The organism is Mycobacterium sp. IDUB_19 (assembly GCF_055419445.1).
Genome location: NZ_JBVAXR010000003.1, coordinates 23,354 through 45,643, shown reverse-complemented (window position 1 = coordinate 45,643; position 22,290 = coordinate 23,354). Strand labels below are relative to the sequence as shown.

Sequence of the window (22,290 nt, the reverse complement as noted above, 5' to 3'; positions counted from 1 at the left end):
AATGCCAGGCGGCCGTCAGGCTGACGAGCTTGCCGACTCGGCCTCGGCCAGCTCCTTCTTCCATTGCCGGAAGGTCTCTTCGGTGCGGCCGCGTCGCCAGTAACCGGAGATCGACGACGCCCACTTGGCGTCCACCCCACGCTCTTTGCGGATGTAGGGCCGCAAGTTGTGCATGACGGCTTGGGCTTCACCGTGGATGAAGACGTGTGGCTGCCCGGGCAGCCACAGCGTGGTGGTGACCGCCTCGATCAGCGGCGCGAAATCGCCGGCACGGTCGTCGCTTGCCAGATCGGCGCGGCTCCCGCGGTAAATCCAGCTCACCGCCACGCCTTCCGGCGCGGTCAATGGGATTTCGTCGGCCGGCCCGGCCACTTCGATGAACGCCTTGCCAATGGCGTTGGGGGGCAACGCTTCCAGTGCGGTGGCGATGGCCGGCAGCGCGGACTCGTCACCGGCCAGCAGATGCCAGTCGGCCGCGGGGTCGGGTGTGTAGGCGCCGCCGGGCCCCATCAGGTAGATCACCTGACCGGGCTGGGCCGACGCCGCCCAGGCACCCGCCACGCCGTGCTCGCCGTGCACCACGATGTCCAGCGAGATCAGACACGCCGCGGCGTCGACCTTGCGAACAGTGATGGTCCGTACCGACGGCCTTTTCTCGGGCGGCAGGACGGAAAAGCTGTCCTGGGTCAGCGGCTGGGGCAAACCGGCCACGTCGATGTCGTCGGCGACGAATACCAACTTGACGTAGGAGTCGGTGAAGTTGCTCGGCACGAAGGTGTCGAACTGATTGCTGCCCAGCGTCACGCGGACCATGTGCGGTGCGATTTGTTGGGTACCGACGACTTCGAATCGTTGAAGGGGTCGACCTGCCACGTGTCCTCCTGTTCAGACCCGGCCCCCGCCGACTATACGAGTCGGGCCGTCGCCGCAGGTCGGCCGCCGCCGGCCCGGGAAATTCGCCATCGCCCACAGTCGCGCTCGACCAGCCCGGCGACCTCGAGGATGGCCAGCGGTCCCAGCACGTGCTCGGGCGGCAGCCCGGAGGCGATGGCGATCTCGTCGACCGTCGCGGCACCACGACCGGGCAACGCCTCGTACACCTGACGTTCGGCCTCGCCCAGCCCGTCGAAAGCCGTGGCGGGCCGCGGCTCTTCGACGGCGAGTTCGCCGATGCGGCCGACGAGCTCGACGATGTCGTCGGCCCGGGTGACCAGCTCCGCCCCATTGCGCAGCAGCGCGTGACAACCCGCCGAGGCCGACGAAGTCACGGGTCCGGGCACCGCCGCCACCACCCGGCCCAGCGACCGCGCCCAGGCGGCGGTGTTCGCGGCGCCGCTGCGCAGCCCCGCTTCCACCACGACGGCCGCCCCGGCGACAGCGGCGACCAGGCGATTGCGGGTCAGGAACCGGTGCCGGGCGGGGCGGGTGCCGGGTGGGTATTCGCTGAACAGCAGTCCGTGCTGGCCGATGCGGTGCAGCAGCGCCGAGTGTCCCGCCGGATAGGGGACGTCGATTCCGCCGGCCAGTGCTGCCACGGTGATCCCGTCGCAGTGCAGCGCCGCGCGGTGGGCCGCGCCGTCGATGCCGTAGGCGCCGCCGGAAACCACCGCGACGTCCCGCTCGGCCAGTCCCGCCGCCAGGTCGGCGGCCACCTGTTCGCCGTAACCGGTGGCCGCGCGGGTGCCGACCACCGCGGCCGCGCGCTGCGCCACCTCGTCCAGCCGCGCGGGCCCCAGCGCCCACAAGACCAGGGGCGGCGCGCCGCGCGGCCTTGCCCCGACACCGCAGAATGCCGAGAACGCAACCAGCGGCCACTCGACGCAATCGGGTGTGATCAACCGACCGTCGCGACGGGCGAGCAGCTCGAGATCCTGCGCGCCCCGGTCTAGTTCCCGCCTGGCCGCGGTGCGCCGGGCCAGCTCGTCGCTGACCAGTCCGCGCCGTACCCGCTCAGCCGCCTCGACCGGGCCGACACACTGCACCAACCCGGCGAGTTCGGGGCACGGCGGCTCGACGACTCGCGACAGGTAAGCCCAGGCCGGCCACGCGGGATCGTCGAAGTCCGCGGTCATCGTTGTGCCCCCAGTTGCCGGAAGCTCAGCGCGGCGGCCACCTCGTCGAGCCCCGGCGAGCCGCGACCCGCCAGGTCGGCCAGGCTCCACGCGACACGCAGGGTGCGATCCAACCCGCGGATGCTGAGCAGCCCGCGCTCGACGGCGAGGCGCAGCGGGTCCATTGCCTTGGCGGCAGGCCGGAACTTGCGCCGCAGCAGTGTTCCGCTCACTTCGGCGTTGGTTCCGAAACCGTGCGGCCGCCAACGCGCAGCGGCCGTGTCGCGGGCCTGCGCCACCCGCTGACGCACCTGCGCGCTGGATTCACCGTCGGCCGCCGCGAACGCGCCCGCCCGTACTGGATGCATCTGTACCCGCAGGTCCACCCGATCCAGTAGGGGGCCCGAAAGCTTGCCCAGGTAGCGGCGTTTGGTCACGGCCGCACAGATGCAATCCTGCGGATCGGCCGGCGCGCAGGGGCACGGGTTGGCGGCCAACACCAGCTGGAATCGGGCGGGGTAGCACGCCACCCCGTCGCGGCGCGCGAGCCGAATGAGCCCGTCTTCCAAAGGTGTTCGCAATGCTTCCAGCGCGCTGACGCTGATCTCGGCGCATTCGTCGAGGAACAGCACTCCACGGTGCGCCCGGCTGACCGCGCCCGGGCGGGCCATTCCCGACCCGCCTCCGACGAGTGCGGCGACGCTGGAACTGTGGTGCGGCGCCACGAACGGCGGCTGGGTGATCAGCGGCGTGTCCCCGGACAACAGCCCGGCCACCGAGTGGATCGCGGTGACCTCCAGGGCCTCGCTGTCCGTCAGAGGGGGCAGCAATCCCGGAAGGCGTTGCGCCAGCATCGTTTTCCCCACGCCGGGCGGCCCGGTCAGCATCAGGTGATGCGCCCCGGCGGCCGCCACCTCGACCGCGAAACGCGCCTGCGCCTGCCCCAACACGTCGGCCAGATCGCCCGCCGGCTCCGGACCGGTGGCCGCCGCACTGGTCCGCTCGTCCAGGCGGGCCGAACCGCCCAGCCAGCCCTGCAGTTGCCCCAGTGTGCGGACGCCCCAGACGTCGATTCCGTCGACCAGGCTGGCCTCGGCCAGGTTGCCCACCGGGACGACGACGGCGGGCCAGCCGTCGCGCTTGGCGGCGAGCACTGCGGGCAGCACCCCGCGCACGGCACGGACCCGGCCGTCCAGCGATAGCTCGCCGAGCAGCACCGTCTTCTCCAGGCGTTCCCACGGATTCTTGCGCTGCGCCGACAAGACGGCTGCCGCGAGGGCGATGTCGTAGACCGATCCCATTTTCGGCAGCGTCGCCGGTGACAGCGCAAGCGTGAGTCTGGCCATGGGCCAGCTGTTTCCGCAGTTGGTCACCGCCGCCCGGACCCGGTCGCGGGACTCCTGCAACGCGGCGTCGGGCAGGCCGACGAGATGGACACCGGGCAGCCCCGAGGTGATGTCGGCCTCGATCTCGACGATCTGTCCGTCCAGCCCGCGCACCGCGACCGAGAACGCGCGCCCGAGCGCCATCAGCCGATCCCCCGCAGATGCGAAATCTCCGGCGTGCGGCGGCGCCCGATCCGCACCCCGATCACATCGATGCGGACTGCCGCCCAGCGCCCGTCCTGAGCGGCCAGCCAGAGTCCGGCCAGCCGGCGCAACCGCCGGACCTTGCGGGGTGTGACCGCGTGCGCCAGACCCCCATATCCGTCGCCCGTGCGCGTCTTGACCTCGACGAACACCACCGTGCGGATGGTGTCGTCGGCGGCGATCACGTCGAGTTCGCCGTAGCGGGAGCGCCAGTTGCGGTCCAGGATCCGCAACCCCATCCGCGCCAGGTATTCCACGGCGAGGGCCTCACCCATCGCTCCCAACTCGATCCGGGTCGGTGTCTTGTCGGCCTCGGAGGCCTTTGCGGTCGTCATGGGGGCCAAGATGCCCGCCGGGCCCGACATGACATGCCGCGACGGGCGCCTCGTGCCCGGTATGACGACCGGTTATCCCCAGTCGGGCGCGCATCCACAGCCGGCGCCAGGAAAGGATCTGCGCCGCAGCAGAATCCGCTACGTGATCCGGTCGGCGCGGGTGTACACGTTCATCGAATCCTCCCGCAGGAACGCGACCAGCGTGAGCCCGGATTCCTCTGCCAGGGACACCGCCAGCGACGACGGCGCGGACACCGCGGCCAGCACGGGGATCCCCGCCAGCACGGCCTTCTGGGTGATCTCGAAGGACGCCCGGCCGCTGACCAACAGCACCGCGCCGCTGCACGGTATCCGCTCATGTTCAAGCGCCCAGCCGATGACCTTGTCGACGGCGTTGTGCCTGCCGATGTCCTCTCGCACCACCAGCATCGTGCCGTGCACGTCGAACAGCGCGGCAGCGTGCAACCCACCGGTGCTGTCGAAAACCTTTTGCGCACTGCGCAGTTGACCGGGCATTGCCTTGAGCGTGGCCGCGGCGACCGTGACGGGGTCATCCCCCGGCGAAAAGCGGCTGATCACCCGGACCGCGTCCAGCGACGCCTTGCCGCACACCCCGCACGAGGACGTCGTGTAGAAGTTGCGGGTGACGTTGAGATCGGGCGGATTCACGTCGGCGGCCAGCGTCACATCCAGAACGTTGTACGTGTTGGCGCCATCCCCGCCGCGGCCACCGCAGTAGCGGATGCTCAGCACGTCTTCGCGCCGGGCGATCACGCCTTCGGTAAGCAGAAAGCCTTGCGCGAGTTCGAAATCCGAACCAGGGGTCCGCATGGTCACGGTGACCGGCGTGCCGTTGACGCGGATCTCCAGCGGCTCCTCCACCGCCAGGGTCTCGGGCCGGGTGATCGCCTGACCTGCGTTGAGGTGCGTTGCGCGCCGGCGCGCGGTTACGTTCCCCACGGAGTTGACCTCACCACGCCAAAATACCCGGCGGGCGACCACACCGCCGAAGCCAGCGCCACCAGCGTCTGCGCCGGCGAGTGCACCCGGGCCCACCGAGCCGGGTGATGCCGCTGTCGCGGCCGCGCGGCACCCAAACCACGAGCAAGAAAGTGGTGGTTAGCGGGCGAATTTGCTTTAGTGTCGACATGGCTCATCGGTTGCCGGCGCGGTGCACCGCATCTGCACCGGTCGCCAATGGATCGGTATGGGGAAACACAGTGGGTAGGGCATACGTTTACCGCGGATTGATCTTCGGCGGCTCAACGTGAGTCACGGCGGCGATACCGCCGGAAATGAGGCACAACATGGCAGATGAATCGAAAGGCGACGAGTCGATGCCTGGCGGTGAGAAAGCCGATCCGGCGACGGTTTTCTCGGCCCTCGCCGAGATCATCTATCAAGGCTCGGACGCCACGCAGATGTACGCTGCCATCTGCATCGCCGCGACCCTGGCCATCCGCGGCTGCGACCACGCGAGTCTGTTGGTGCTCGACAACGATCGTTATGTCACCGTGGGCGCGAGCGACGCGCTCGCCAGGAACATCGATCAGATGGAGCTGGAGGCCGGCGACGGCCCCTGTCTGGACGCGATCGAGGAGGAGACTCCGCAGATCGACACGGACCTGACGACGCCGTCGCATTGGCCCAAGCTGGCGGCCCGGCTTCTCGAGGAGACGCCGGTGCGCGGCGCCATGGGGTTTCGGCTGCTGGTCAACAAGCGCAAGGGGGCGGCGCTCAACCTGTTCAGCGACACCCCCAACATGTTCGACGACGAGTCCGCCGGGCGCGCAGCGGTGCTGGCATCGTTCGCCAGCGTGGCCATCAACGCGGTGGCTAAGGGAGAAGATGCCGCCAGCCTGCGACGCGGTCTGCTCAGCAATCGCGAGATCGGCAAGGCCGTCGGCATGCTGATGCTGCTGCACGACCTGAGCGAAGACGAGGCGTTCGACCTGCTGCGCCGGCATTCGCAGGCCCTGAACATCAAGCTGGCCGACGTCGCGCGCGAGGTCATCGAACGACGTGGCAACCTGCCGTCCAACGGCGAGCAAGAGTTACCGCCGCCCGGCGACTAGCTATTCGGGTAGCCGCAGCTCGGGCTTCTCGACTTCTTCGATGTTGACGTCTTTGAAGGTGACCACCCGCACCTGCTTGACGAACCGCGCCGGCCGGTACATGTCCCAGACCCAGGCGTCGGAGAGCCGCAGCTCGAAATACACCTCGCCGTCGGCGTTGCGCGGCACCATCTCCACGCTGTTGGCCAGGTAGAAGCGCCGTTCGGTCTCCACCACGTAGCTGAACTGGCCGACGATGTCCTTGTATTCGCGGTAGAGCGAGAGCTCCATCTCGGTTTCATACTTCTCGAGATCTTCGGCACTCATCTGCTCAGACGTCCTTTTCCCTGCCAGTTTCTCCGACTTCCCGTTCGGGCCGCTGACCGACAGCATGCTCGCCGGGCGAGAAGGCTGCCTCCATCTTTCCTCACGGGTGTCCGCCACGCGCGTCCGGAGGGTCCGGTTTACATTCGGCGACCACCCGGGTGCGGGAGCCTTCCCCAGATGGCGAGGCCACGCGCCGGACGTTGATGAACGAATACCGGTGCTGCGCACACGGCCCGAGCTGGGTCAGCGCCATGCTGTGCGCGGCCGTGCTGTAGCCCTTGTGGTCGGCGAAGCCGTAGCCGGGGTGGTCGGCGTCCATCGCGACCATCAGCCGGTCCCGGCTGACCTTCGCCAGCACGCTGGCCGCGGCGATGCAGGCGGCTGCCGCGTCCCCACCGACCACCGGCAACGACGGCACCGGCAGCCCGGGCACGCGAAATCCGTCGCTCAGCACATAACCCGGGCGCACCGACAGGCCGGCCACCGCGCGCCGCATGCCTTCGATATTGGCGACGTGCACGCCGCGCCGGTCGACTTCGACGGACGGGATGAACACCACGTGATAGGCCACCGCGTAACGGCAGATCAGCGGGAACAGCCTCTCCCGCATCTTCTCGGTGAGCTTCTTCGAATCATCAAGGGCAGCAAGACTTTCCAATCGGTTGGGGCCCAACACGCAGGCCGCCACCACCAGCGGGCCCGCGCAGGCACCGCGACCCACCTCGTCCACGCCCGCCACCGGCCCCAGACCGCTGCGATGCAGCGCGGACTCCAGGGTGCGCAGCCCCGACGATTTGCGGATCACCGTCCGCGGCGGCCACGTCGTGGCCATGGCTACTGGCCTTGCTGTGGGTTCACCGAACCCACTCCACCCCATCGTGTCGGCGGCCAGACGATGAACCTGGCCTTGCCGATGACGTTGTCCACGGGCACCGTCCCCGACATCGGATCGCCAGTGCACAGAATGCCTTTGAGCGCGTCGGCCGGGGTGCTGGTGCAGTGGGCGCGCGAGTCCGCCGAATGGGTGCGGTTGTCACCCATCACCCACAACCGTCCGTCCGGGACGGTGACCGGCCCGAATTCGCTACCCAGGCACGGGTAGACCGACGGGTCGGCCATCATGGTGGCCGGCTTCAGGTACGGCTCCTTGAGCGGCTTGCCGTTGACCGTCAACCCGGTGTCGGCCCGGCACTGCACCGTCTGCCCCCCGGTCGCGATGACCCGTTTCACCAGATCGTTCTCGTCCGGTGGCACGAAACCGATGAACGACAGCGTGTTCTGGACCCAGCGCAGCGCGGTGTTGTTCGACCGGATCGACTTGTATCCGGTGTTCCAGGACGGCGGTCCCTTGAAGACGATGACATCGCCGGGATGCGGCGAACCGAAGCGGTAACTCAGCTTGTCGACCATGATCCGGTCGCCGACACAACCCGAGCATCCGTGCAGCGTGGGCTCCATCGACTCCGAGGGAATCAGGTAAGGACGCGCCACGAACGTCAACATGACGTAGTAGAGGACGATCGCGGTGACCGACAGGATCGCCAGCTCACGCAGCGCGGACTTCTTCTTGGGCTCCGGCTCGTCGGCGTCGGACTGCTCGTCCGGTGCGGGCACGGTGGTGGCCTCGACCGCTTCGTTCAGGGGCGCGTCCGCGGCGCGGGTGGAGACCTTCGGCTCCGACTGACCAGGCTCGGACTGGGGCTCGGGCGAGTCCGTGGAATCCGTCACGAGATCTACAGTAGCCAGCGCGGTTTGAGTGTTTGTAGAGCGTCGAGGCGTGCCGCAGCGACCGCCCTGACGCGCGCGGTCAGCGCTTTTCCTTGATTTTGGCCTTCTTGCCGCGGAGTTCGCGCAGGTAGTAGAGCTTGGCGCGGCGGACATCGCCACGCGTCACCAACTCGATGTGGTCGATGTTCGGCGAGTGCACCGGGAAGGTCCGCTCGACGCCGACGCCGTAGCTCTCCTTGCGCACGGTGAAGGTCTCGCGGATGCCGCCGCCCTGCCGGCGGATCACCACACCCTTGAACACCTGGACACGCTCCTTGGCGCCCTCGATGACCTTGACGTGCACGTTTATGGTGTCGCCCGGGCTGAAGGCCGGGATGTCGTCGCGCAGCGACGCCTGGTCGACGAAGTCCAGCCTGTTCATCGCAGAGACACTTCCTTGAGGTCGCGGCGTGCGGCAACTGCCCGCACGCAGGGGTGGTCGTAAGCCGATTCGGGCTTGGGTCGTATCTCGCAGCGGGCAAAAAGCGGCCCGGCCGGCCGGCTGCCGCTGGAGACAACTGGTCAATTGTGCCAGACACCCCGCATGCATTGAAAATCACAGGTAAACCCTGCGGTTCACGGCGCGCCGAAGACGCTGGTGAGTGGTACATATTACTGGGGTCAAAACACGCTGGTCACTACCCGAACTCAAAGACGCCCGGGCAGATTGCGGTACGGCCGCCCACAACAGTTTTACGTCAGAGAACTTGGGAGAAGAAAAAAGATGCGCGTACGCCCGCTCACCGCACTCGCCGCCATCGCGGCGGTGACGCTGGTGCTGGCCGGGTGTGACGAGGCCAGGGTGGCGGCAAAACCTCAGACACAGGTGCCCGGCAAGTCCGCCCCCGGCGGGGCCGATCACCAGCCGCAACTCATTCAGCTGCTGCTGGACACCAACGAGGTGCCAGCGGCCCCGATCGCCGGATTCGGCGGACTGCAGGCCCGCATGCAACAGGCGACCGAGCAGGCCGCGGCCAGCGGGGCCACGCTCTCGGTGGGGATCCTGGACCGCAAGACGCATGAGCTGATATCGAACGGCAACACCCAGATCATCGGCACCGCGTCGGTGGCCAAGCTGTTCATCGCCGACGACCTCCTGCTCCAGGAAGCCCAGGGCAAGACCACCCTGTCTCCCGACGACCGTCGGGCGTTGGACGTCATGTTGCAGTCGTCCGACGACGGCGCCGCCGAGAAGTTCTGGGATCAGGGCGGCGGCGACAACATCATCAACCAGGTCGCGGGCCGCTATGGGCTGTCGTCGACCACCCCGCCGTCGGACGGCCGCTGGTGGAACACGATGAGCTCGCTGACCGACCTGATCCACTACTACGACGAGCTGCTCGACGGCGCCGGTGGGCTGCCTGCCGAGCGGGCCAAGATCATCGTCAACGATCTGGCGCAGTCCACCCCGAACGGCATCGACGGATACCCGCAGCGGTTCGGCATCCCCGACGGTCTGTTCGCCGAGCCGGTGGCGGTCAAGCAGGGCTGGATGTGCTGCATCGGCACCGAGTGGATGCACCTGTCTACCGGCGTGGTGGGCGCCGACCGGCGCTACATCGTGGTCGTCGAGTCGCTGCAGTCCTCCGACGACGCCACGGCGCGCGACACGATCACGCAGGCCGTCAAGACGATGTTCCCCAACGGCCGCATCGGGCCCACGCCCTTCTAAGGCGAATCGCCGGGGGCGAGATCCGGGCGGCGTTCGCGGGTGCGCTGTAGCGAAACCTCGCGGCGCCAGGCGGAAATACGCGCGTGATCGCCGGACAGCAGCACCTCCGGGACGTCGAGGCCCCGCCAGCTCGACGGCCGGGTATAGCTGGGCCCCTCCAACAGGCCGCCGTGGCCCGGCGAATGCGAATCCTCGTGATGCGACGCGGGATTGCCCAGAACGCCGGTCAGCAGCCGCAGCACGGCCTCGATCATCACGACGGCCGCCGACTCGCCACCCGGCAGCACGTAGTCGCCGATCGAGACTTCCTCGACCCGCATGCGGCGGCCCGCGTCCTGAACGACGCGCTGGTCGATGCCCTCGTAGCGCCCGCAGGCGAACACCAGGTGCCCCTCGGTGCTCCAGCGCTGGGCGGTGGCCTGGTCGAACAGCCCGCCTGCCGGGGTTGGAACGACCAATAATGTTTCGCTGGAACAGATTTCATCCAGCACTTCACCCCACACCGGCGCCCGCATCACCATCCCCGGTCCGCCGCCGTAGGGTGCGTCGTCCACCGAGTGGTGTACGTCGTGGGTCCACGCCCGCAAGTCGTGCACCCGCAGGTCGACCAAGCCCGACGCAATTGCCTTGCCCGGCAACGATTGCCGCAGCGGATCCAGATAGGCCGGAAAAATCGTGACGACGTCGATGCGCACCCGCTACTCCAAATCCAGCAGGCCCTCGGGCGGATCGATTTCGACCGTCTGGTCGTCCAACGACACCGACGTGACGATCGCATTCACGAACGGCACCAACACTTCCCGCGTTTCGTCGCCGTCACTTCGGCGCACCGCAAGCAGCTCCCCCGCCGCGGTGTGCAGCACCTCGGCCACGACCCCGACATCCTCACCCGCCGTGGTCCGCACGTGCAGGCCCTCGAGTTGGTGGTCGTAGTACGTGTCCGCCTCGTCGATCGGCGGCAGGTCATCGGAGTCGACCACGAACAGGCTGCCGCGCAACGCGTCGGCACCCTCGCGGTCGTTGACTCCGGCGAATCGCACCAGCAGCCGCCCGCCGTGTTGGCGCACGGTATCGACGACGCAACTGCGTTCTTCTCCGCGGCCACGGGATGGTTTGGCGCGCAACGTGCGCCCCGCTGCGAAGCGGTCGGCGGGGTCGTCGGTGTGAACTTCCACGACCACCTCGCCGGTGATGCCGTGTGCTTTTACGACGCGCCCGACGAGCAGCTCCATCAGCGCGCCCCGCTACTGGTCGGTGTCCACCACGTCGACACGGATACCGCGGCCGCCGATACCGGCGACCAGCGTGCGCAACGCGGTCGCGGTACGTCCCCCGCGACCGATCACCTTGCCCAGATCGTCGGGATGGACATGAACCTCGACAGTGCGTCCACGCCGGCTGGTCACCAGGTCCACCCGGACATCGTCAGGGTTGTCCACGATTCCGCGGACCAGATGCTCGACAGCGTCGACGACGACCGTACTCATTGCGTCAGTCAGCTTTCCGTAGAAGACTCGGCCGGTTCGGGCTGCTCGCCGCCCTCGGCGGGCGCGGCGGCGGCCTCGGGAGCCGGGGCCTCGGTCTCGGCCGGTGCCGCCTCGGGCGCGGGCGCGGCTTGCGCGCCGGCCTCGTCGGCCTTCGCGGCCTTCTTGGCCGGGGCCTTCTTCTTCGGCTTGGTGGCCTCGGTGCTCGGTCCGCCGTCGGCCTCGGCCAGCGCGGCGTTGAACAGCTCCAGCTTGCTGGGCTTGGGCGCCTTGAGCTGCAGGCTGCCTTCCGCACCGGGCAGGCCCTTGAACTTCTGCCAGTCGCCGGTGATCTTCAGCAGCTTGAGGACGGGCTCGGTGGGCTGAGCCCCGACCGAGAGCCAGTACTGGGCGCGCTCGGAGTTGACCTCGATCAGGCTCGGGTCTTCCTTCGGGTGGTACCGGCCGATGACCTCGATCGAGCGGCCGTCGCGCCGGTTGCGGGCGTCGGCGACGGCGATGCGGTACTGGGGATTGCGGATTTTGCCAAGCCGAGTGAGCTTGATCTTCACAGCCATGGTTAAGCGATCTCTCCTGCGTGTGTCACGCTGCAATTCAGCGATCGGGGCGGGATGCCCGGGTCCGGTTTTGCCTCGCGTGTATGACCGCCGAACAAGCACCCCGGTAAAACGGGGCGGGTCGCGCGGCGGACAGCCGCCTATTGTGCCAGAACGAGGGGCTTCGGCAGAAATTCGCCCGGCCGCGAGGCGTCGGCGGCTCACATCACTTTCTGGAAGACCTTCGTCTCGACCCGGCGCGTCATCCGCCAGCCGGCCGGGGTGCGCACGAACTCGTCGTCGTACCAGAGCCCGCAGAACATCACCTGGTCTTGCTTGGTTTCGGGGCCGCCGGGAAAGACCATCGGGTTGAAGCAGATCACCCGCGACGTGGCCTTATCCCCGTCGACCTGCACCGAGAAGTTCCCGAGCATGTGCGCATACACCGGGAAGGTCGGCAGCACCTCCGACAGCCACTTCTTGACCTCGGGATAACGGCCCTCGATACCCCCCAAGGCCGTGTAATCGATGTACGCGTCCTCGGTGAATACCTTGTCCAAATCGTCGAATCGCCGCTGGTCAATAGCGGTGGAGTAGTCCACCATCAGCTGCTGGATCTCCAGACGGTCGGAAATTTCGGCCAGGCTCAACATGCATCGATTCAACACCCGGGGTGTCCTCGACGCCGAAGCGACTCGTCGCCGATGTCGGTGGTTCGTCAGTTCACTGGTGTTTCAGCATGTTTCGCAATCGCCGCTGCCGGTGGGTTGCGGAAGCTGATCGCCAGCCGGTTGTAGGCATTCATCAACCCGATTGCGATCGTGAGGTCGACCAGTTCCTTCTCGTCGAAGTGCTCCGATACCGCCGTGTATGCGCTGTCGGGCGCACCCGTGGCCGCTATCAGGGTGATGGTTTCCGCCCACGCCAATGCGGCGCGCTCGCGGCTGTCGAACAGCTCACCGGCTTCCTGCCACACCGGAACCAGGGCGATCTTCTCGTTCGACACCCCTGATTCGCGCAACTCCCGCGAGTGCATGTCGATGCAGTAGGCGCAGCCGTTGATCAGCGACACCCGCAGGTAGACGGTGGTCAGCAGCACCGGCGGCAGACCCGACTGGGTCAGGTAGAGGTGAACGCCACCGAGTGTCTTCACACCCCGCGGGGCCACCGCTTCGTAGTCGATTCGTTCACTCATGGTTGTCGATTCAACACCGCCGCCCGCACCGGGGACAGGCCCGCCAATTCGCGGTACCGCGCAAAGCCGGATTGGAGAATAATCCCAGCTATGAAAGCAGGGATCGCCTGCTTAGCAATGGCGGTGTCGGTGTGGGCCGCCTTCGCCGCGCTGGGTCCGGCCGAGCGTGTCGCGCAGGCCGCACCCGGGGCCTGCGCGCCGGGAAGCTCCTGTCAGCGCTGGTGTCCGGGCGACCCCGATCCCGCGGGCCGGCCGATTCCCTGGGACGCGAACGTCTGTCACGACTTCTACTGGGATTACGCGGGAGTCCACGACACCGGCACCGGCGCTTTTTACTCGTGGTCGTCCCTGCCGTTCAAGCAGCCGCCTCCGCGGGGGCCGGTACCCACCCAGACCCCGTACCTGCCGCTGCCCACGCTTCCGTTCTGCCCCGTCCCGCCGTGGTGTCCGTGAGGTAAAGGCTGCGCCCGGAAGTTAAACTTTGCGCCCATGCGGAAACTCATGGCCGCAGTCGCTGCTTTGGTCACGATCGCTACCTGCGGTGCCACCGCTGCGACGTCCCGGGCCGACGACATGCAGCCGATCGGCTCGATCCCGATTCCCGACGGCCCGGCCCAGACCTGGATCCTGGCCGATCTCGACAGCGGTCAGGTGCTGGCCGGTCGCGACCAGAACGTGGCCCACCCGCCGGCGAGCACCATCAAGGTGCTGCTGGCGTTGGTGGTGCTGGACCAGGTGAGCCTGGACTCCACCGTCGTCGCCGACGTCGCCGACACCCAGGTCGAGTGCAACTGCGTCGGGATCAAGCCCGGCCGCACCTACACCGCGCGGCAGCTGCTGGACGGGCTGCTGCTGGTGTCCGGCAACGATGCCGCCAACACGCTGGCGCACCTACTGGGCGGAGCCGACGCCACCGTGGCCAAGATGAACGCCAAGGCCGCCTCCCTCGGGGCGACCAGCACCCACGCGGCCACCCCGTCCGGCCTGGACGGCCCCGGCGGCTCCGGGGAGTCGACCGCGCACGACCTGGCGGTGATCTTCCGGGCCGCGATGGCGACCCCGATGTTCGCCCACATCACCGCCGAGCCGTCGGCGATGTTCCCCGGCGACAACGGCGATCAACCGATCACCAACCAGGACGAACTGTTGACTCGCTATCCGGGCGCCATCGGCGGCAAGACCGGATTCACCAACGCGGCCCGAAAGACCTTCGTCGGTGCCGCTTCCCGCGGCGGACGCCGCTTGGTGGTCGCCATGATGTACGGGCTGATCAAGCCCGGCGGACCGACCTATTGGGATCAGGCGGGCAGCTTGTTCGACTGGGGCTTTGCGCTCAACCCGCAGTCCAGCATCGGCTCGCTGTAAACCGTCGCTAGGAGTCCTCGTTCGGGACCAGACCGGTTATCAGCGCGGATAGCAACGCGATTCGCTGCTCCTCGATATCCGGTTCCGGGAAGATCCCGCGCACGATCGCCGCGCCGTCGAAGACATTCGTCATCAACGCCACCAGCACCGGGAACGTCTCCGCCGGGACGGCCTCGGCTCCCGGCAGCGCACGCGCGGCGTCGAGGATCTTCGCCGTGTACTGCGCCAGCACGTCGCGCAGATGGGCGTTAAGCTTCTCGTCGGTACGCGCGGCGATCATCAGTTCGTAGAGCACCGCGTTCGTGGAGCCGCCGGTGATGTCCCGCAGAATCGTCAGCGCCGCTTCCAGCGCCGGCCGGTCGGCCGGAATCTGGGCGACCTGCTTGGTGAACGACTCCACCTGCCGGCGCAGCACCTCCGATGCCGTCGCCGCCATGAAGTCGCTCATCGTCTCGAAGTGACGGAACAACGCGCCGACCGACACCCCGGCCCGCTTGGTGATCACGGCCGCGGATGCCCGCGCGTATCCGACCTCGACAATGCTGGCGATGGACGCCTCGAGCAGCCGCCCGACGGTCTCCTCACGGCGTTGCTGCTGGGTTCTGGCCATGTCGCGCTCAGACCAGTGCAGCCGAGCGCTGCGCGCGCTGACCCGCCCGCAGGTAGCGGCCGGACTTCACCGTCTGTCCGTAGCCGTCGCGGAACTGACCCGCGCGGAACACCACGGCGCCGCCCACACCGGTCGCGACGACGGCGCCGTCGCTGCGATTGACCATGCGCCGCAAGCCGCCGTAGAAGGGCACTTCTTCCTCGTGATAGGCGTCGACCTCGTCGTTCAGGCCGGCCGGGTCGATCACCACGAAGTCCGCCCGGTCGCCCTCCCGCAGGGTTCCGGCGTCGACGCCGAACCAGTCCGCCAGTTCGCCGGTCAAACGATGCACCGCCCGTTCGGTGGACATGAACGGCGCACCCGCCCGATAGGCGTCGCGAGTCCGCTTGAGCAGCTTGATCGGAAAGTTGTAGAAGGCCATATTGCGCAGGTGCGCACCGGCGTCCGAGAAGCCCATGTGCACGCTGTCCTCGTTGGCGAGCGCGTTGAGCAGCTTGGGCCGGTGATTGGCAACGATGGTCGTCCACCGCACGTTGCGTTCACCGTTTTCGACCAGCACATCGAGGAACGCGTCGAGTGGGTGCAGTCCGCGCTCTTCGGCGATCGCGCCAAAGCTCTTGCCGATCAACGACTTATCGGGGCACTCGACGATGACCGCGTCGTGGAAGTCACGGTGCCACAGGGACGGCCCGAGCTTGATGCGGTCGAACTCCTGCCGGAACTTGCGGCGGTAGGCCTCGTCGGCCAGTAACTCGTTGCGCTGCAACTGATCACGCAGGTGCAGGGCGGCCGTACCGGCGCCGAACTCCTCGAAGACCGGCAGATCGATTCCGTCGGAGTACAACTCGAACGGCACCGGCAGGTGCTGGAACCGCACGCTGGAGCCCAGGATCTTGTTCGCCAGGCGAGTTGCCGGCCCGAAGACGTAGACCGCGAGCGGCATCGACTTGGCGTCGGCGGACACCAGCAGGCTCATCCGAACGCCCTTGCGCCGATTGAATATCCGGCTGCTGGCCAAGAAGAACAGCAGCGCGGACGCCGCATTGTTGACGTCGGGCGCGCTCTGCAGGATCCGGCCGCGCTTGCGCAGCACCTTGATCAGCTTGCGCCGTTCCCGCCAGGTCGCGAAGGTGGACGGCAGCGCCCGCGACCGGAAGCGGTCGCCGTCCAGTTTGTCGATCGCCGCGTCCATGCCCGACATGCCGAGCATCCCGGCCTCGAGCGCCTCGTCGAGCAGCGTCGCCATTTTCTCCAGCTCGGCGGCCGTGGGCTTGACGGCGGCGTCGGTGGCGCGCTCGAGTCCGAGCACCGTGCTGCGCAGGTCCGAATGACCAAGCAGCGAGCTGACATTCGGGCCGAGCGGCAGCGCGTCGATGGCCGCGATGTATTCGGCGGCGGTGCTCCACGTCCGGTTGGTTTCCAGCGCGCCGAGGACGAATTTGCGCGGCACCGCCTCGACCCGGCTGAACAGGTCGGCGGCGTCCTCGGAGTCGGCGTAGACCGTCGACAGCGAGCACATGCCCAGCAACACCGTGGTGACGCCGTGGCGCACCGACTCGCGCAGGCCGGGGTCCAGCAGCACTTCGGCGTCGTAGTGGGTGTGCACGTCGAGGAAGCCGGGCGTGATCCACTTGCCCGCCGCGTCGATCACCTCGGGGCAGCCCGTCTCGTCCAGCGGGGTGGCCGACACCGTGGCCACCACGCCGTCGCGGATGCCCAGCGTGCGGGTATGCGGCGCGCTGCCGGTTCCGTCAAACCACAATCCGTCGCGGATGATCACGTCGTAAGTCACTGTCGCCTCCAGGTCGATCGGTTGCAGCGAACCTATCATAGATAGTGAGCGCTCGCAATCTTTTTCTGAAACACGCAACGGTGCAGGTCAGGTCGCTAAGCGGGTCAGCCACCCGGCTTGGACGGCGTCCCGGACGGCTTCGAGGCGCCGGGGGTCGGGGATACGGCGGTCTGGGCGCCGGCGATTTCGGGGACGGTGACCGGGTCCGGCACGTAGACACCGGGTGGGGTGTCGGCGGTCCGGCTCAGCTTTGCGGGAACCCGGACCACCGACGCGCGCTGGCCACACTCGTCGGTTTGCACGACAAGCTCCATCTCGCCGACAAGATCGCCCTGCGGGTTGGGCCGCAGCACCAGCGTCTGCACCGTGGTCTGCGACTTGGCGATACCGTTTGCTCCCACACACGCAAACGGCACCGTTTCCGGACGCGACTGCCATTGACCATCGTCGAACCGGAAGACGACGGGACGAGCGCCCGTCAGGGCCGGCTGGGTGTGATCCTTGTCGTCGAGCAGAATCGCGGCGGCCGAGCAGTACGACGGCGTGCACGACGAGCGGAACGCCCACCAGGTCGTCACGTCCGGGGGCTGCGGGCTGGGCGTGTAATCGAAAGTCTGCTTGGACCGCTCGACCTCGAGGCGATAAGTGCCCTCCAGCGCGGCGGGCGGACCCGACGTCGCGCTCGGCGGTGGGAGCGCGGCGGCCGGGGCGGGCGCACTCGATGGGGTGCTGGCCGCCCGCGCGGCAGTCGACTCCATCTTCCGCCCGGTGATGATGCCGAAGGCGAACAGCCCGATCAGCACCGCGATCACCACCGCGCCGATCACGATCTTGCGGGGCCGACGCTTCGTCGGCAGGCTGACCGGTGCGTCGGCATCGGCTAGTGCCCCGCGGTCCGGTTCGGTACTCGCAGTGTCCTCGTCGCCGGGCCACCCGAAGGCCGGGTAATCGAGCACCAGAACGGCATCGGGGCTGCGATCTCCCGTTTCGACGGCGGACAGTTCGTTGGCGGCGTCGGCGAACTCTCGGCAGCTCGCGAACCGGTCGACGGGTCGTTCGGCGAGCGCCCGCGAGAACACCCGATCCAGCTGCGCCAATTCCGGGCGCTGGTCGCTGAGCTTGCGCGGCGGATCCGTGAGCAACTCGCGCAGCGCCGCGGCCGGGTTGAGATATTCGGTCGGCGGTGCGCCCGTCAGCAAGTGAAATGCCGTGGCGGCCAACGCATACTGATCGGCGCGCCGATCGACGTCAGCCCCCATCAACTGTTCGGGCGCGGCGTAGCCGACCGTGCCGACCGGCACATGGGAGCCGACCACGCCCGAGTGCTCGCCGAGTGGCCGGGCTACCCCGAAGTCCGACAACAGAATCCGTTGTTCGCCCTCTCCCGGGCTGGTCAGCAGTATGTTGGCCGGTTTGACGTCGCGGTGCAGCAATCCGCGCTGGTGGGCGTAGTCCAGCGCGTCGGCCGCCGCGGTGACGATGGCCAGGACTTCGCCGACGGGCCACACCGCCGGGAATCGGTCCTTGCACAACTGCGCGGCGTTGCTGCCCTCCACGTAGTCCATCGCGATCCACAGCTGTCCGTCGAAGTCGCCGCGGTCGTGCACAGCCACGATGTTCGGGTGATGAAGGCTCGAGACGGTCGACGTCTCGGACAGAAAATCCCGGCGGAACTGACGGTCCGAGGACAACGTCAGCGAAAGAACCTTGAGCGCCTGCCAGCGCGACGAACGCGGATCCTGGACAAGGTAGACATCTCCAGTCACCCCGGATCCGAGCCTTCGAGCGACGGTATATCCGGCAAAAACCGCGCCGCTGGCCAACGCCATCGGCTCATTCTATCCGCCGCCGCGATGCCCCGCTTACCAGGCGCCCGGCCGGCGCTAGCCCTGCTTCAGGGCCGAAAGATGTTGCCGCGCAGGATCACCAGGTCGGGTTGGCTCAGCACACCGGGACCGTGGCGCGGGTCCTGTGAATAGCACACCAGATCAGCGGGCGCCCCGTGTTCCAGGCCGGGCCGGCCCAGCCAGCGGCGGGCATCCCAGCACGCCGCCCCCAGCGCGTCGGTCGGGCTCATCCCGATCCCCGCCAGCGCCTCGACCTCATCGGCGATCCGGCCGTGCGCGATCATCGTGCCGGCATCGCTTCCGGCATAGATCGGCACGCCCGCATCCGCGGCCGCCGCGATCCGCTCGGGGCAGCGCGCGTACAGATCGCGCATGTGCGCGGCATAGCTCGGGTACCGCTTCGCGGCGTCGGCGATGCCCGGGAAGTTGTCGATGATGTTGATCAGGGTGGGGACCAACACGGTTTTATGCTCGAGCATCAGCGCGATGGTGTCGTCGGTGAGCCCGGTGCCGTGTTCGATGCAGTCGATGCCGGCCTTGATCAGCCCGGGCATGGCCTCGTCGCTGAAGACGTGGGCGGTGACGCGGGCACCGTGGGTGTGTGCGGTGTCGATCGCGGCCTTGAGCACGTCGTCGGACCACAGCGGGGCGAGGTCGCCGGCGCCGCGGTCGATCCAGTCGCCGACCAGTTTGACCCAGCCGTCACCGCGCTGCGCCTCCACGGCCACCGCGGCCGGCAGCTGGGACTCGTCTTCGAGCTCTTTCGCGAAGCCCGCCTGATAGCGCTTGGGCCTGGCGATGTGCTTTCCGGCCCGGATGATGCGGGGCAGGTCCTCGCGGTCGTCGAGGCTGCGGGTGTCGGTGGGTGAGCCGCAGTCGCGCAACAGCAGCGCGCCGACATCGCGTTCGGTCTCGCCCTGTTCGATCGCGTCGTCGAGCGGGATCTCGCCGTGGTGGCCGAGCCCGACGTGACAGTGGGCGTCCACCAGCCCGGGCAGGATCCAGCCGCCTCCAGAAGCCCCGAACACGGTTTCGGCCCCGGCAACCCGTTCGGTGCTGATGTGGCCGTCGACGATCCACAGTTCGACCGAGGTCTCGTCGGGTAACCCCCGACCTCGCACGTGCATCGGCACCGTGCGGCTATTTCTTGCCCGGGAACTTCAGCTTGGACAGATCGAAGTCGGCCAGGCCGGGCGGCAGCTCGTTGAGGCCCTCGGGCATCTGTGACAGATCGGGGAACCCCGGCGGCATCCCTGCCATGCCCGGCATGCCGGCGCCCAGCGGATTGCGGACCTTCGGCGGCGTCGGACCGCGTCCCCCCTTCTTGCCCTTCTTGCCTTTAGCGCCCTTGGCTTTTCGCGTCGCCGACTTGCGGCCCATGCCCGGGATGCCCATGCCGCCGAGCATCGACGACATCATCTTGCGGGCTTCGAAGAAGCGGTCGACCAGCTGGTTGACCTCGGAAACCGCCACGCCCGAACCATTGGCGATGCGCAGCCGCCGCGAGGCGTTGATGATCTTGGGGTCGGCGCGCTCCTGCGGCGTCATGCCGCGGATGATGGCCTGCAACCGGTCGAGCTGCCGGTCGTCGACCTCGGCCAGCGCGTCCTTCATCTGCCCGGCGCCGGGCAGCATGCCCAGCAGGTTGCCGATCGGCCCCATCTTGCGGATCGCGAGCATCTGCTCGAGGAAATCCTCGAGGGTCAGCTCGCCGGTGCCGATCTTGGCGGCGGCGGCCTCGGCCTGCTCGGCGTCGAAGACCTGCTCGGCCTGTTCGATCAGGCTGAGCACGTCGCCCATGCCGAGGATGCGGCTGGCCATCCGGTCCGGGTGGAAGACGTCGAAGTCCTCCAGCTTCTCGCCGGTGGACGCGAAAAGGATTGGTACGCCGGTGACCTCGCGGACCGACAACGCGGCACCACCGCGGGCATCGCCGTCGAGCTTGGTCAGCACCACGCCGGTGAAGCCGACGCCTTCCCGGAATGCTTCGGCGGTGGTGACCGCGTCCTGACCGATCATCGCGTCGAGCACGAAGAGCACTTCGTCGGGATCGACGGCGTCCCGGATGGCGGCGGCCTGGCTCATCAGCTCGTCGTCGATGCCCAGCCGGCCGGCGGTGTCGACGATGACGACGTCGTGATGCTTGGCGCGGGCTTCGGCGAGTCCGGCCGACGCGACGGCGACCGGGTCACCGGGGCCGGACTCCGGCGACTCTCCGGGATGCGGCGCGAAGACCGGCACCCCGGCCCGCTGGCCGACCACTTGCAGCTGGTTGACCGCGGCGGGACGCTGCAGGTCGCAGGCCACCAGCAGCGGCGTGTGTCCCTGGCCGCGCAGCCATGCGGCCAACTTCCCGGCCAGCGTGGTCTTACCGGAACCCTGCAGGCCGGCGAGCATCACCACGGTCGGCGGTGTCTTCGCAAACGCCAGCTGGCGGGTCTGGCCGCCGAGGATGCCGACGAGTTCTTCGTTGACGATCTTGACGACCTGCTGCGCCGGGTTGAGGGCACCGGACACCTCTGCGCCCCGAGCGCGCTCTTTGATCCGGCCGACGAATGCCCGCACGACGGCCAGCGATACGTCGGCTTCCAGCAGCGCGAGGCGGATTTCGCGAGTGGTGGCATCGATGTCGGCGTCAGTCAGTCGACCTTTACCGCGCAGCCCCTGCAGGGCACCGGTCAACCGGTCGGACAGCGATTCAAACACCCCGCCAGCCTAGTGGTGATCGCCAGCGCGACGCAGTCGGGCGCAGCGGGTCACCACTCATCAGGTCTAGTGGAGAGCCGGCGGGTGCCCCCACCGGCGCGAGTGTGCGGCCCTCTTGACGCCGCGGCCGCGGCCAGCAAATGTCAGCTCATGCTCGAGGTCATCGACAAAGGATCGTGCAGCTCCGACCATCCCGTGCCGTTGCTCTTCGTGCACGGCGGCTGGCACGGTGCCTGGTGCTGGGACGACCACTTCCTGGACTACTTCGCCGACGCCGGCTACCGCGCGGTCTCGATCAGCCTGCGCGGCCACGGCAGCAGCCCGACAGCCAAGCCGTTGACCAAGGTGTCCGTCGCCGACTACATGGACGATCTGCGCTCGGTGGCCGACGATCTGGGCGGCGAACCGGTGCTGATCGGCCATTCGCTGGGCGGCTTCGTGATCCAGCGCTACCTCGAACAGCACAGCGCCCCGGCCGCGGTGCTGTTGGGCTCCGTGCCGCCCAAGGGCGTGCTCACCTTGGCGATACGCGTCTGGCGCCGCCGACCGTCGATGACCCTGGAAGCCTGGAGCGACCCCACGCTGCTGAAATTCCTCGCCACCCCGGAGCTGACCCGCGATTACCTGTTCTGCGCCGACACGCCCGAGGCCATCGTCGAATCCTGTAGGCGACGCGCCGGGGCCGAGAGCGTTCGCGCCGCCATGACCGATCCGATCGTGCGCCGCGTCAGAACCCGGCGGGTGAGGACGCCGATTCTGGTCCTCGGCGCCCTCTACGACGGCTTCGTCAGCGTCGACGAGGTGCGCGCCACGGCACGCGCGTATGCGACCGAGCCGGAGTTCTTCGCGATGGGCCACAACATGATGCTCGAACCGGGCTGGACCGACGTCGCCGAGCGGATAAACGCGTGGCTGCAGACCCGCGACTTGGCGAGCCCGACACAGCTTTCGGGATAACCC

At 68.1% G+C, this 22,290-nt stretch carries 24 protein-coding genes and 1 pseudogene; 5 read left to right on the top strand and 20 right to left on the bottom strand.

Annotation, left to right across the window (positions count from 1 at the left end; all coding sequences use genetic code 11):
* Positions 1 to 15 precede the first annotated feature (15 nt).
* The 5 genes from ACZY0B_RS03950 to fdhD form a co-directional block, all read right to left on the bottom strand.
* Positions 16 to 873, bottom strand: a complete 858-nt coding sequence (locus ACZY0B_RS03950; RefSeq protein WP_463762688.1) for a siderophore-interacting protein — start codon at positions 871 to 873, stop codon at positions 16 to 18.
* A 32-nt stretch (positions 874 to 905) separates the two neighbouring features.
* Complete coding sequence (gene dprA / locus ACZY0B_RS03945; protein WP_463762687.1) at positions 906 to 2,072, bottom strand: DNA-processing protein DprA; 1,167 nt, start codon at positions 2,070 to 2,072, stop codon at positions 906 to 908.
* On the bottom strand, positions 2,069 to 3,580 hold the full coding sequence (locus ACZY0B_RS03940) for a YifB family Mg chelatase-like AAA ATPase (RefSeq protein ID WP_463762686.1): 1,512 nt from the start codon (positions 3,578 to 3,580) through the stop codon (positions 2,069 to 2,071). The genes dprA and ACZY0B_RS03940 overlap by 4 nt, the downstream gene beginning before the upstream one ends.
* Entirely contained in the window at positions 3,580 to 3,975 is a 396-nt protein-coding gene (locus ACZY0B_RS03935; RefSeq protein ID WP_463762685.1) for a YraN family protein, read from the bottom strand. Before ACZY0B_RS03935 ends, ACZY0B_RS03940 begins: the two co-directional genes overlap by 1 nt.
* A 138-nt stretch (positions 3,976 to 4,113) precedes the next feature.
* Positions 4,114 to 4,935: a formate dehydrogenase accessory sulfurtransferase FdhD gene (fdhD, locus tag ACZY0B_RS03930; protein ID WP_463762683.1), complete on the bottom strand. Its 822-nt coding sequence runs from the start codon at positions 4,933 to 4,935 to the stop codon at positions 4,114 to 4,116.
* 347 nt (positions 4,936 to 5,282) lie between these two features.
* Between fdhD and ACZY0B_RS03925 the strand changes: the two genes are divergently transcribed.
* On the top strand, positions 5,283 to 6,050 hold the full coding sequence (locus ACZY0B_RS03925; RefSeq protein WP_463762682.1) for a GAF and ANTAR domain-containing protein: 768 nt from the start codon (positions 5,283 to 5,285) through the stop codon (positions 6,048 to 6,050).
* Here the strand turns inward: ACZY0B_RS03925 and ACZY0B_RS03920 are convergent, their stop codons facing one another.
* The 4 genes and pseudogenes from ACZY0B_RS03920 to rplS all read right to left on the bottom strand — a co-directional run bounded on the left by ACZY0B_RS03920 (position 6,051) and on the right by rplS (position 8,505).
* Entirely contained in the window at positions 6,051 to 6,356 is a 306-nt protein-coding gene (locus ACZY0B_RS03920) for a DUF2469 domain-containing protein (RefSeq protein WP_007171389.1), read from the bottom strand.
* Positions 6,357 to 6,392: 36 nt separating this feature from the next.
* Positions 6,393 to 7,188: pseudogene (locus ACZY0B_RS03915) on the bottom strand (ribonuclease HII); the annotation flags it as partial.
* 2 nt (positions 7,189 to 7,190) lie between these two features.
* On the bottom strand, positions 7,191 to 8,084 hold the full coding sequence (gene lepB / locus ACZY0B_RS03910; RefSeq protein WP_463762681.1) for a signal peptidase I: 894 nt from the start codon (positions 8,082 to 8,084) through the stop codon (positions 7,191 to 7,193).
* A 79-nt stretch (positions 8,085 to 8,163) separates the two neighbouring features.
* Complete coding sequence (rplS, locus tag ACZY0B_RS03905; protein WP_108925903.1) at positions 8,164 to 8,505, bottom strand: 50S ribosomal protein L19; 342 nt, start codon at positions 8,503 to 8,505, stop codon at positions 8,164 to 8,166.
* Positions 8,506 to 8,847: 342 nt separating this feature from the next.
* On the opposite strand from rplS, the gene ACZY0B_RS03900 reads away from it, so the two are divergent.
* Positions 8,848 to 9,795, top strand: a complete 948-nt coding sequence (locus tag ACZY0B_RS03900) for a hypothetical protein (protein ID WP_463762680.1) — start codon at positions 8,848 to 8,850, stop codon at positions 9,793 to 9,795.
* Here ACZY0B_RS03900 and trmD read toward each other — a convergent pair.
* The 6 genes from trmD to ACZY0B_RS03870 all read right to left on the bottom strand — a co-directional run bounded on the left by trmD (position 9,792) and on the right by ACZY0B_RS03870 (position 13,010).
* Positions 9,792 to 10,490, bottom strand: a complete 699-nt coding sequence (gene trmD, locus ACZY0B_RS03895; RefSeq protein ID WP_463762679.1) for a tRNA (guanosine(37)-N1)-methyltransferase TrmD — start codon at positions 10,488 to 10,490, stop codon at positions 9,792 to 9,794. The two genes, ACZY0B_RS03900 and trmD, sit on opposite strands and share 4 nt — an antisense overlap.
* A gap of 3 nt (positions 10,491 to 10,493) precedes the next feature.
* Positions 10,494 to 11,027 (bottom strand): ribosome maturation factor RimM, encoded by a 534-nt coding sequence (gene rimM / locus ACZY0B_RS03890; RefSeq protein WP_463762678.1) that lies wholly within the window; start codon positions 11,025 to 11,027, stop codon positions 10,494 to 10,496.
* Positions 11,028 to 11,039: 12 nt separating this feature from the next.
* A complete protein-coding gene (locus ACZY0B_RS03885) occupies positions 11,040 to 11,282 on the bottom strand; it encodes an RNA-binding protein (RefSeq protein ID WP_036354608.1) in 243 nt (80 codons plus the stop codon).
* An 8-nt stretch (positions 11,283 to 11,290) separates the two neighbouring features.
* Entirely contained in the window at positions 11,291 to 11,836 is a 546-nt protein-coding gene (rpsP, locus tag ACZY0B_RS03880) for a 30S ribosomal protein S16 (protein ID WP_463762677.1), read from the bottom strand.
* Positions 11,837 to 12,036: 200 nt separating this feature from the next.
* Complete coding sequence (locus ACZY0B_RS03875; protein WP_463762676.1) at positions 12,037 to 12,468, bottom strand: nuclear transport factor 2 family protein; 432 nt, start codon at positions 12,466 to 12,468, stop codon at positions 12,037 to 12,039.
* A 65-nt stretch (positions 12,469 to 12,533) separates the two neighbouring features.
* A complete protein-coding gene (locus ACZY0B_RS03870; RefSeq protein ID WP_463762675.1) occupies positions 12,534 to 13,010 on the bottom strand; it encodes a carboxymuconolactone decarboxylase family protein in 477 nt (158 codons plus the stop codon).
* Between the two features lie 90 nt (positions 13,011 to 13,100).
* Between ACZY0B_RS03870 and ACZY0B_RS03865 the strand changes: the two genes are divergently transcribed.
* Together ACZY0B_RS03865 and ACZY0B_RS03860 are read left to right on the top strand one after the other, a co-directional pair.
* Complete coding sequence (locus ACZY0B_RS03865) at positions 13,101 to 13,463, top strand: hypothetical protein (RefSeq protein WP_463762674.1); 363 nt, start codon at positions 13,101 to 13,103, stop codon at positions 13,461 to 13,463.
* Between the two features lie 36 nt (positions 13,464 to 13,499).
* Positions 13,500 to 14,375, top strand: a complete 876-nt coding sequence (locus ACZY0B_RS03860) for a D-alanyl-D-alanine carboxypeptidase family protein (RefSeq protein ID WP_463762673.1) — start codon at positions 13,500 to 13,502, stop codon at positions 14,373 to 14,375.
* A gap of 7 nt (positions 14,376 to 14,382) precedes the next feature.
* Here ACZY0B_RS03860 and ACZY0B_RS03855 read toward each other — a convergent pair whose 3' ends face one another.
* The 5 genes from ACZY0B_RS03855 to ffh all read right to left on the bottom strand — a co-directional run bounded on the left by ACZY0B_RS03855 (position 14,383) and on the right by ffh (position 21,330).
* A complete protein-coding gene (locus ACZY0B_RS03855) occupies positions 14,383 to 14,985 on the bottom strand; it encodes a TetR/AcrR family transcriptional regulator (RefSeq protein ID WP_463762672.1) in 603 nt (200 codons plus the stop codon).
* A 7-nt stretch (positions 14,986 to 14,992) separates the two neighbouring features.
* Positions 14,993 to 16,816, bottom strand: a complete 1,824-nt coding sequence (locus ACZY0B_RS03850; RefSeq protein WP_463762670.1) for an N-acyl-D-amino-acid deacylase family protein — start codon at positions 16,814 to 16,816, stop codon at positions 14,993 to 14,995.
* A gap of 65 nt (positions 16,817 to 16,881) precedes the next feature.
* The gene (locus ACZY0B_RS03845) at positions 16,882 to 18,606 is read right to left on the bottom strand and encodes a serine/threonine-protein kinase (protein WP_463762669.1); all 1,725 of its coding nucleotides are present in this window, start codon (positions 18,604 to 18,606) and stop codon (positions 16,882 to 16,884) included.
* 65 nt (positions 18,607 to 18,671) lie between these two features.
* Positions 18,672 to 19,751 carry a metal-dependent hydrolase family protein gene (locus ACZY0B_RS03840; protein WP_463762668.1) on the bottom strand — a complete coding sequence of 360 codons (1,080 nt, stop codon included), beginning with the start codon at positions 19,749 to 19,751 and terminating at the stop codon, positions 18,672 to 18,674.
* A 13-nt stretch (positions 19,752 to 19,764) separates the two neighbouring features.
* Positions 19,765 to 21,330 carry a signal recognition particle protein gene (ffh, locus tag ACZY0B_RS03835; RefSeq protein WP_463762667.1) on the bottom strand — a complete coding sequence of 522 codons (1,566 nt, stop codon included), beginning with the start codon at positions 21,328 to 21,330 and terminating at the stop codon, positions 19,765 to 19,767.
* A 150-nt stretch (positions 21,331 to 21,480) separates the two neighbouring features.
* Between ffh and ACZY0B_RS03830 the strand changes: the two genes are divergently transcribed.
* Positions 21,481 to 22,287: an alpha/beta hydrolase gene (locus ACZY0B_RS03830; protein ID WP_463762666.1), complete on the top strand. Its 807-nt coding sequence runs from the start codon at positions 21,481 to 21,483 to the stop codon at positions 22,285 to 22,287.
* Positions 22,288 to 22,290 lie beyond the last annotated feature (3 nt).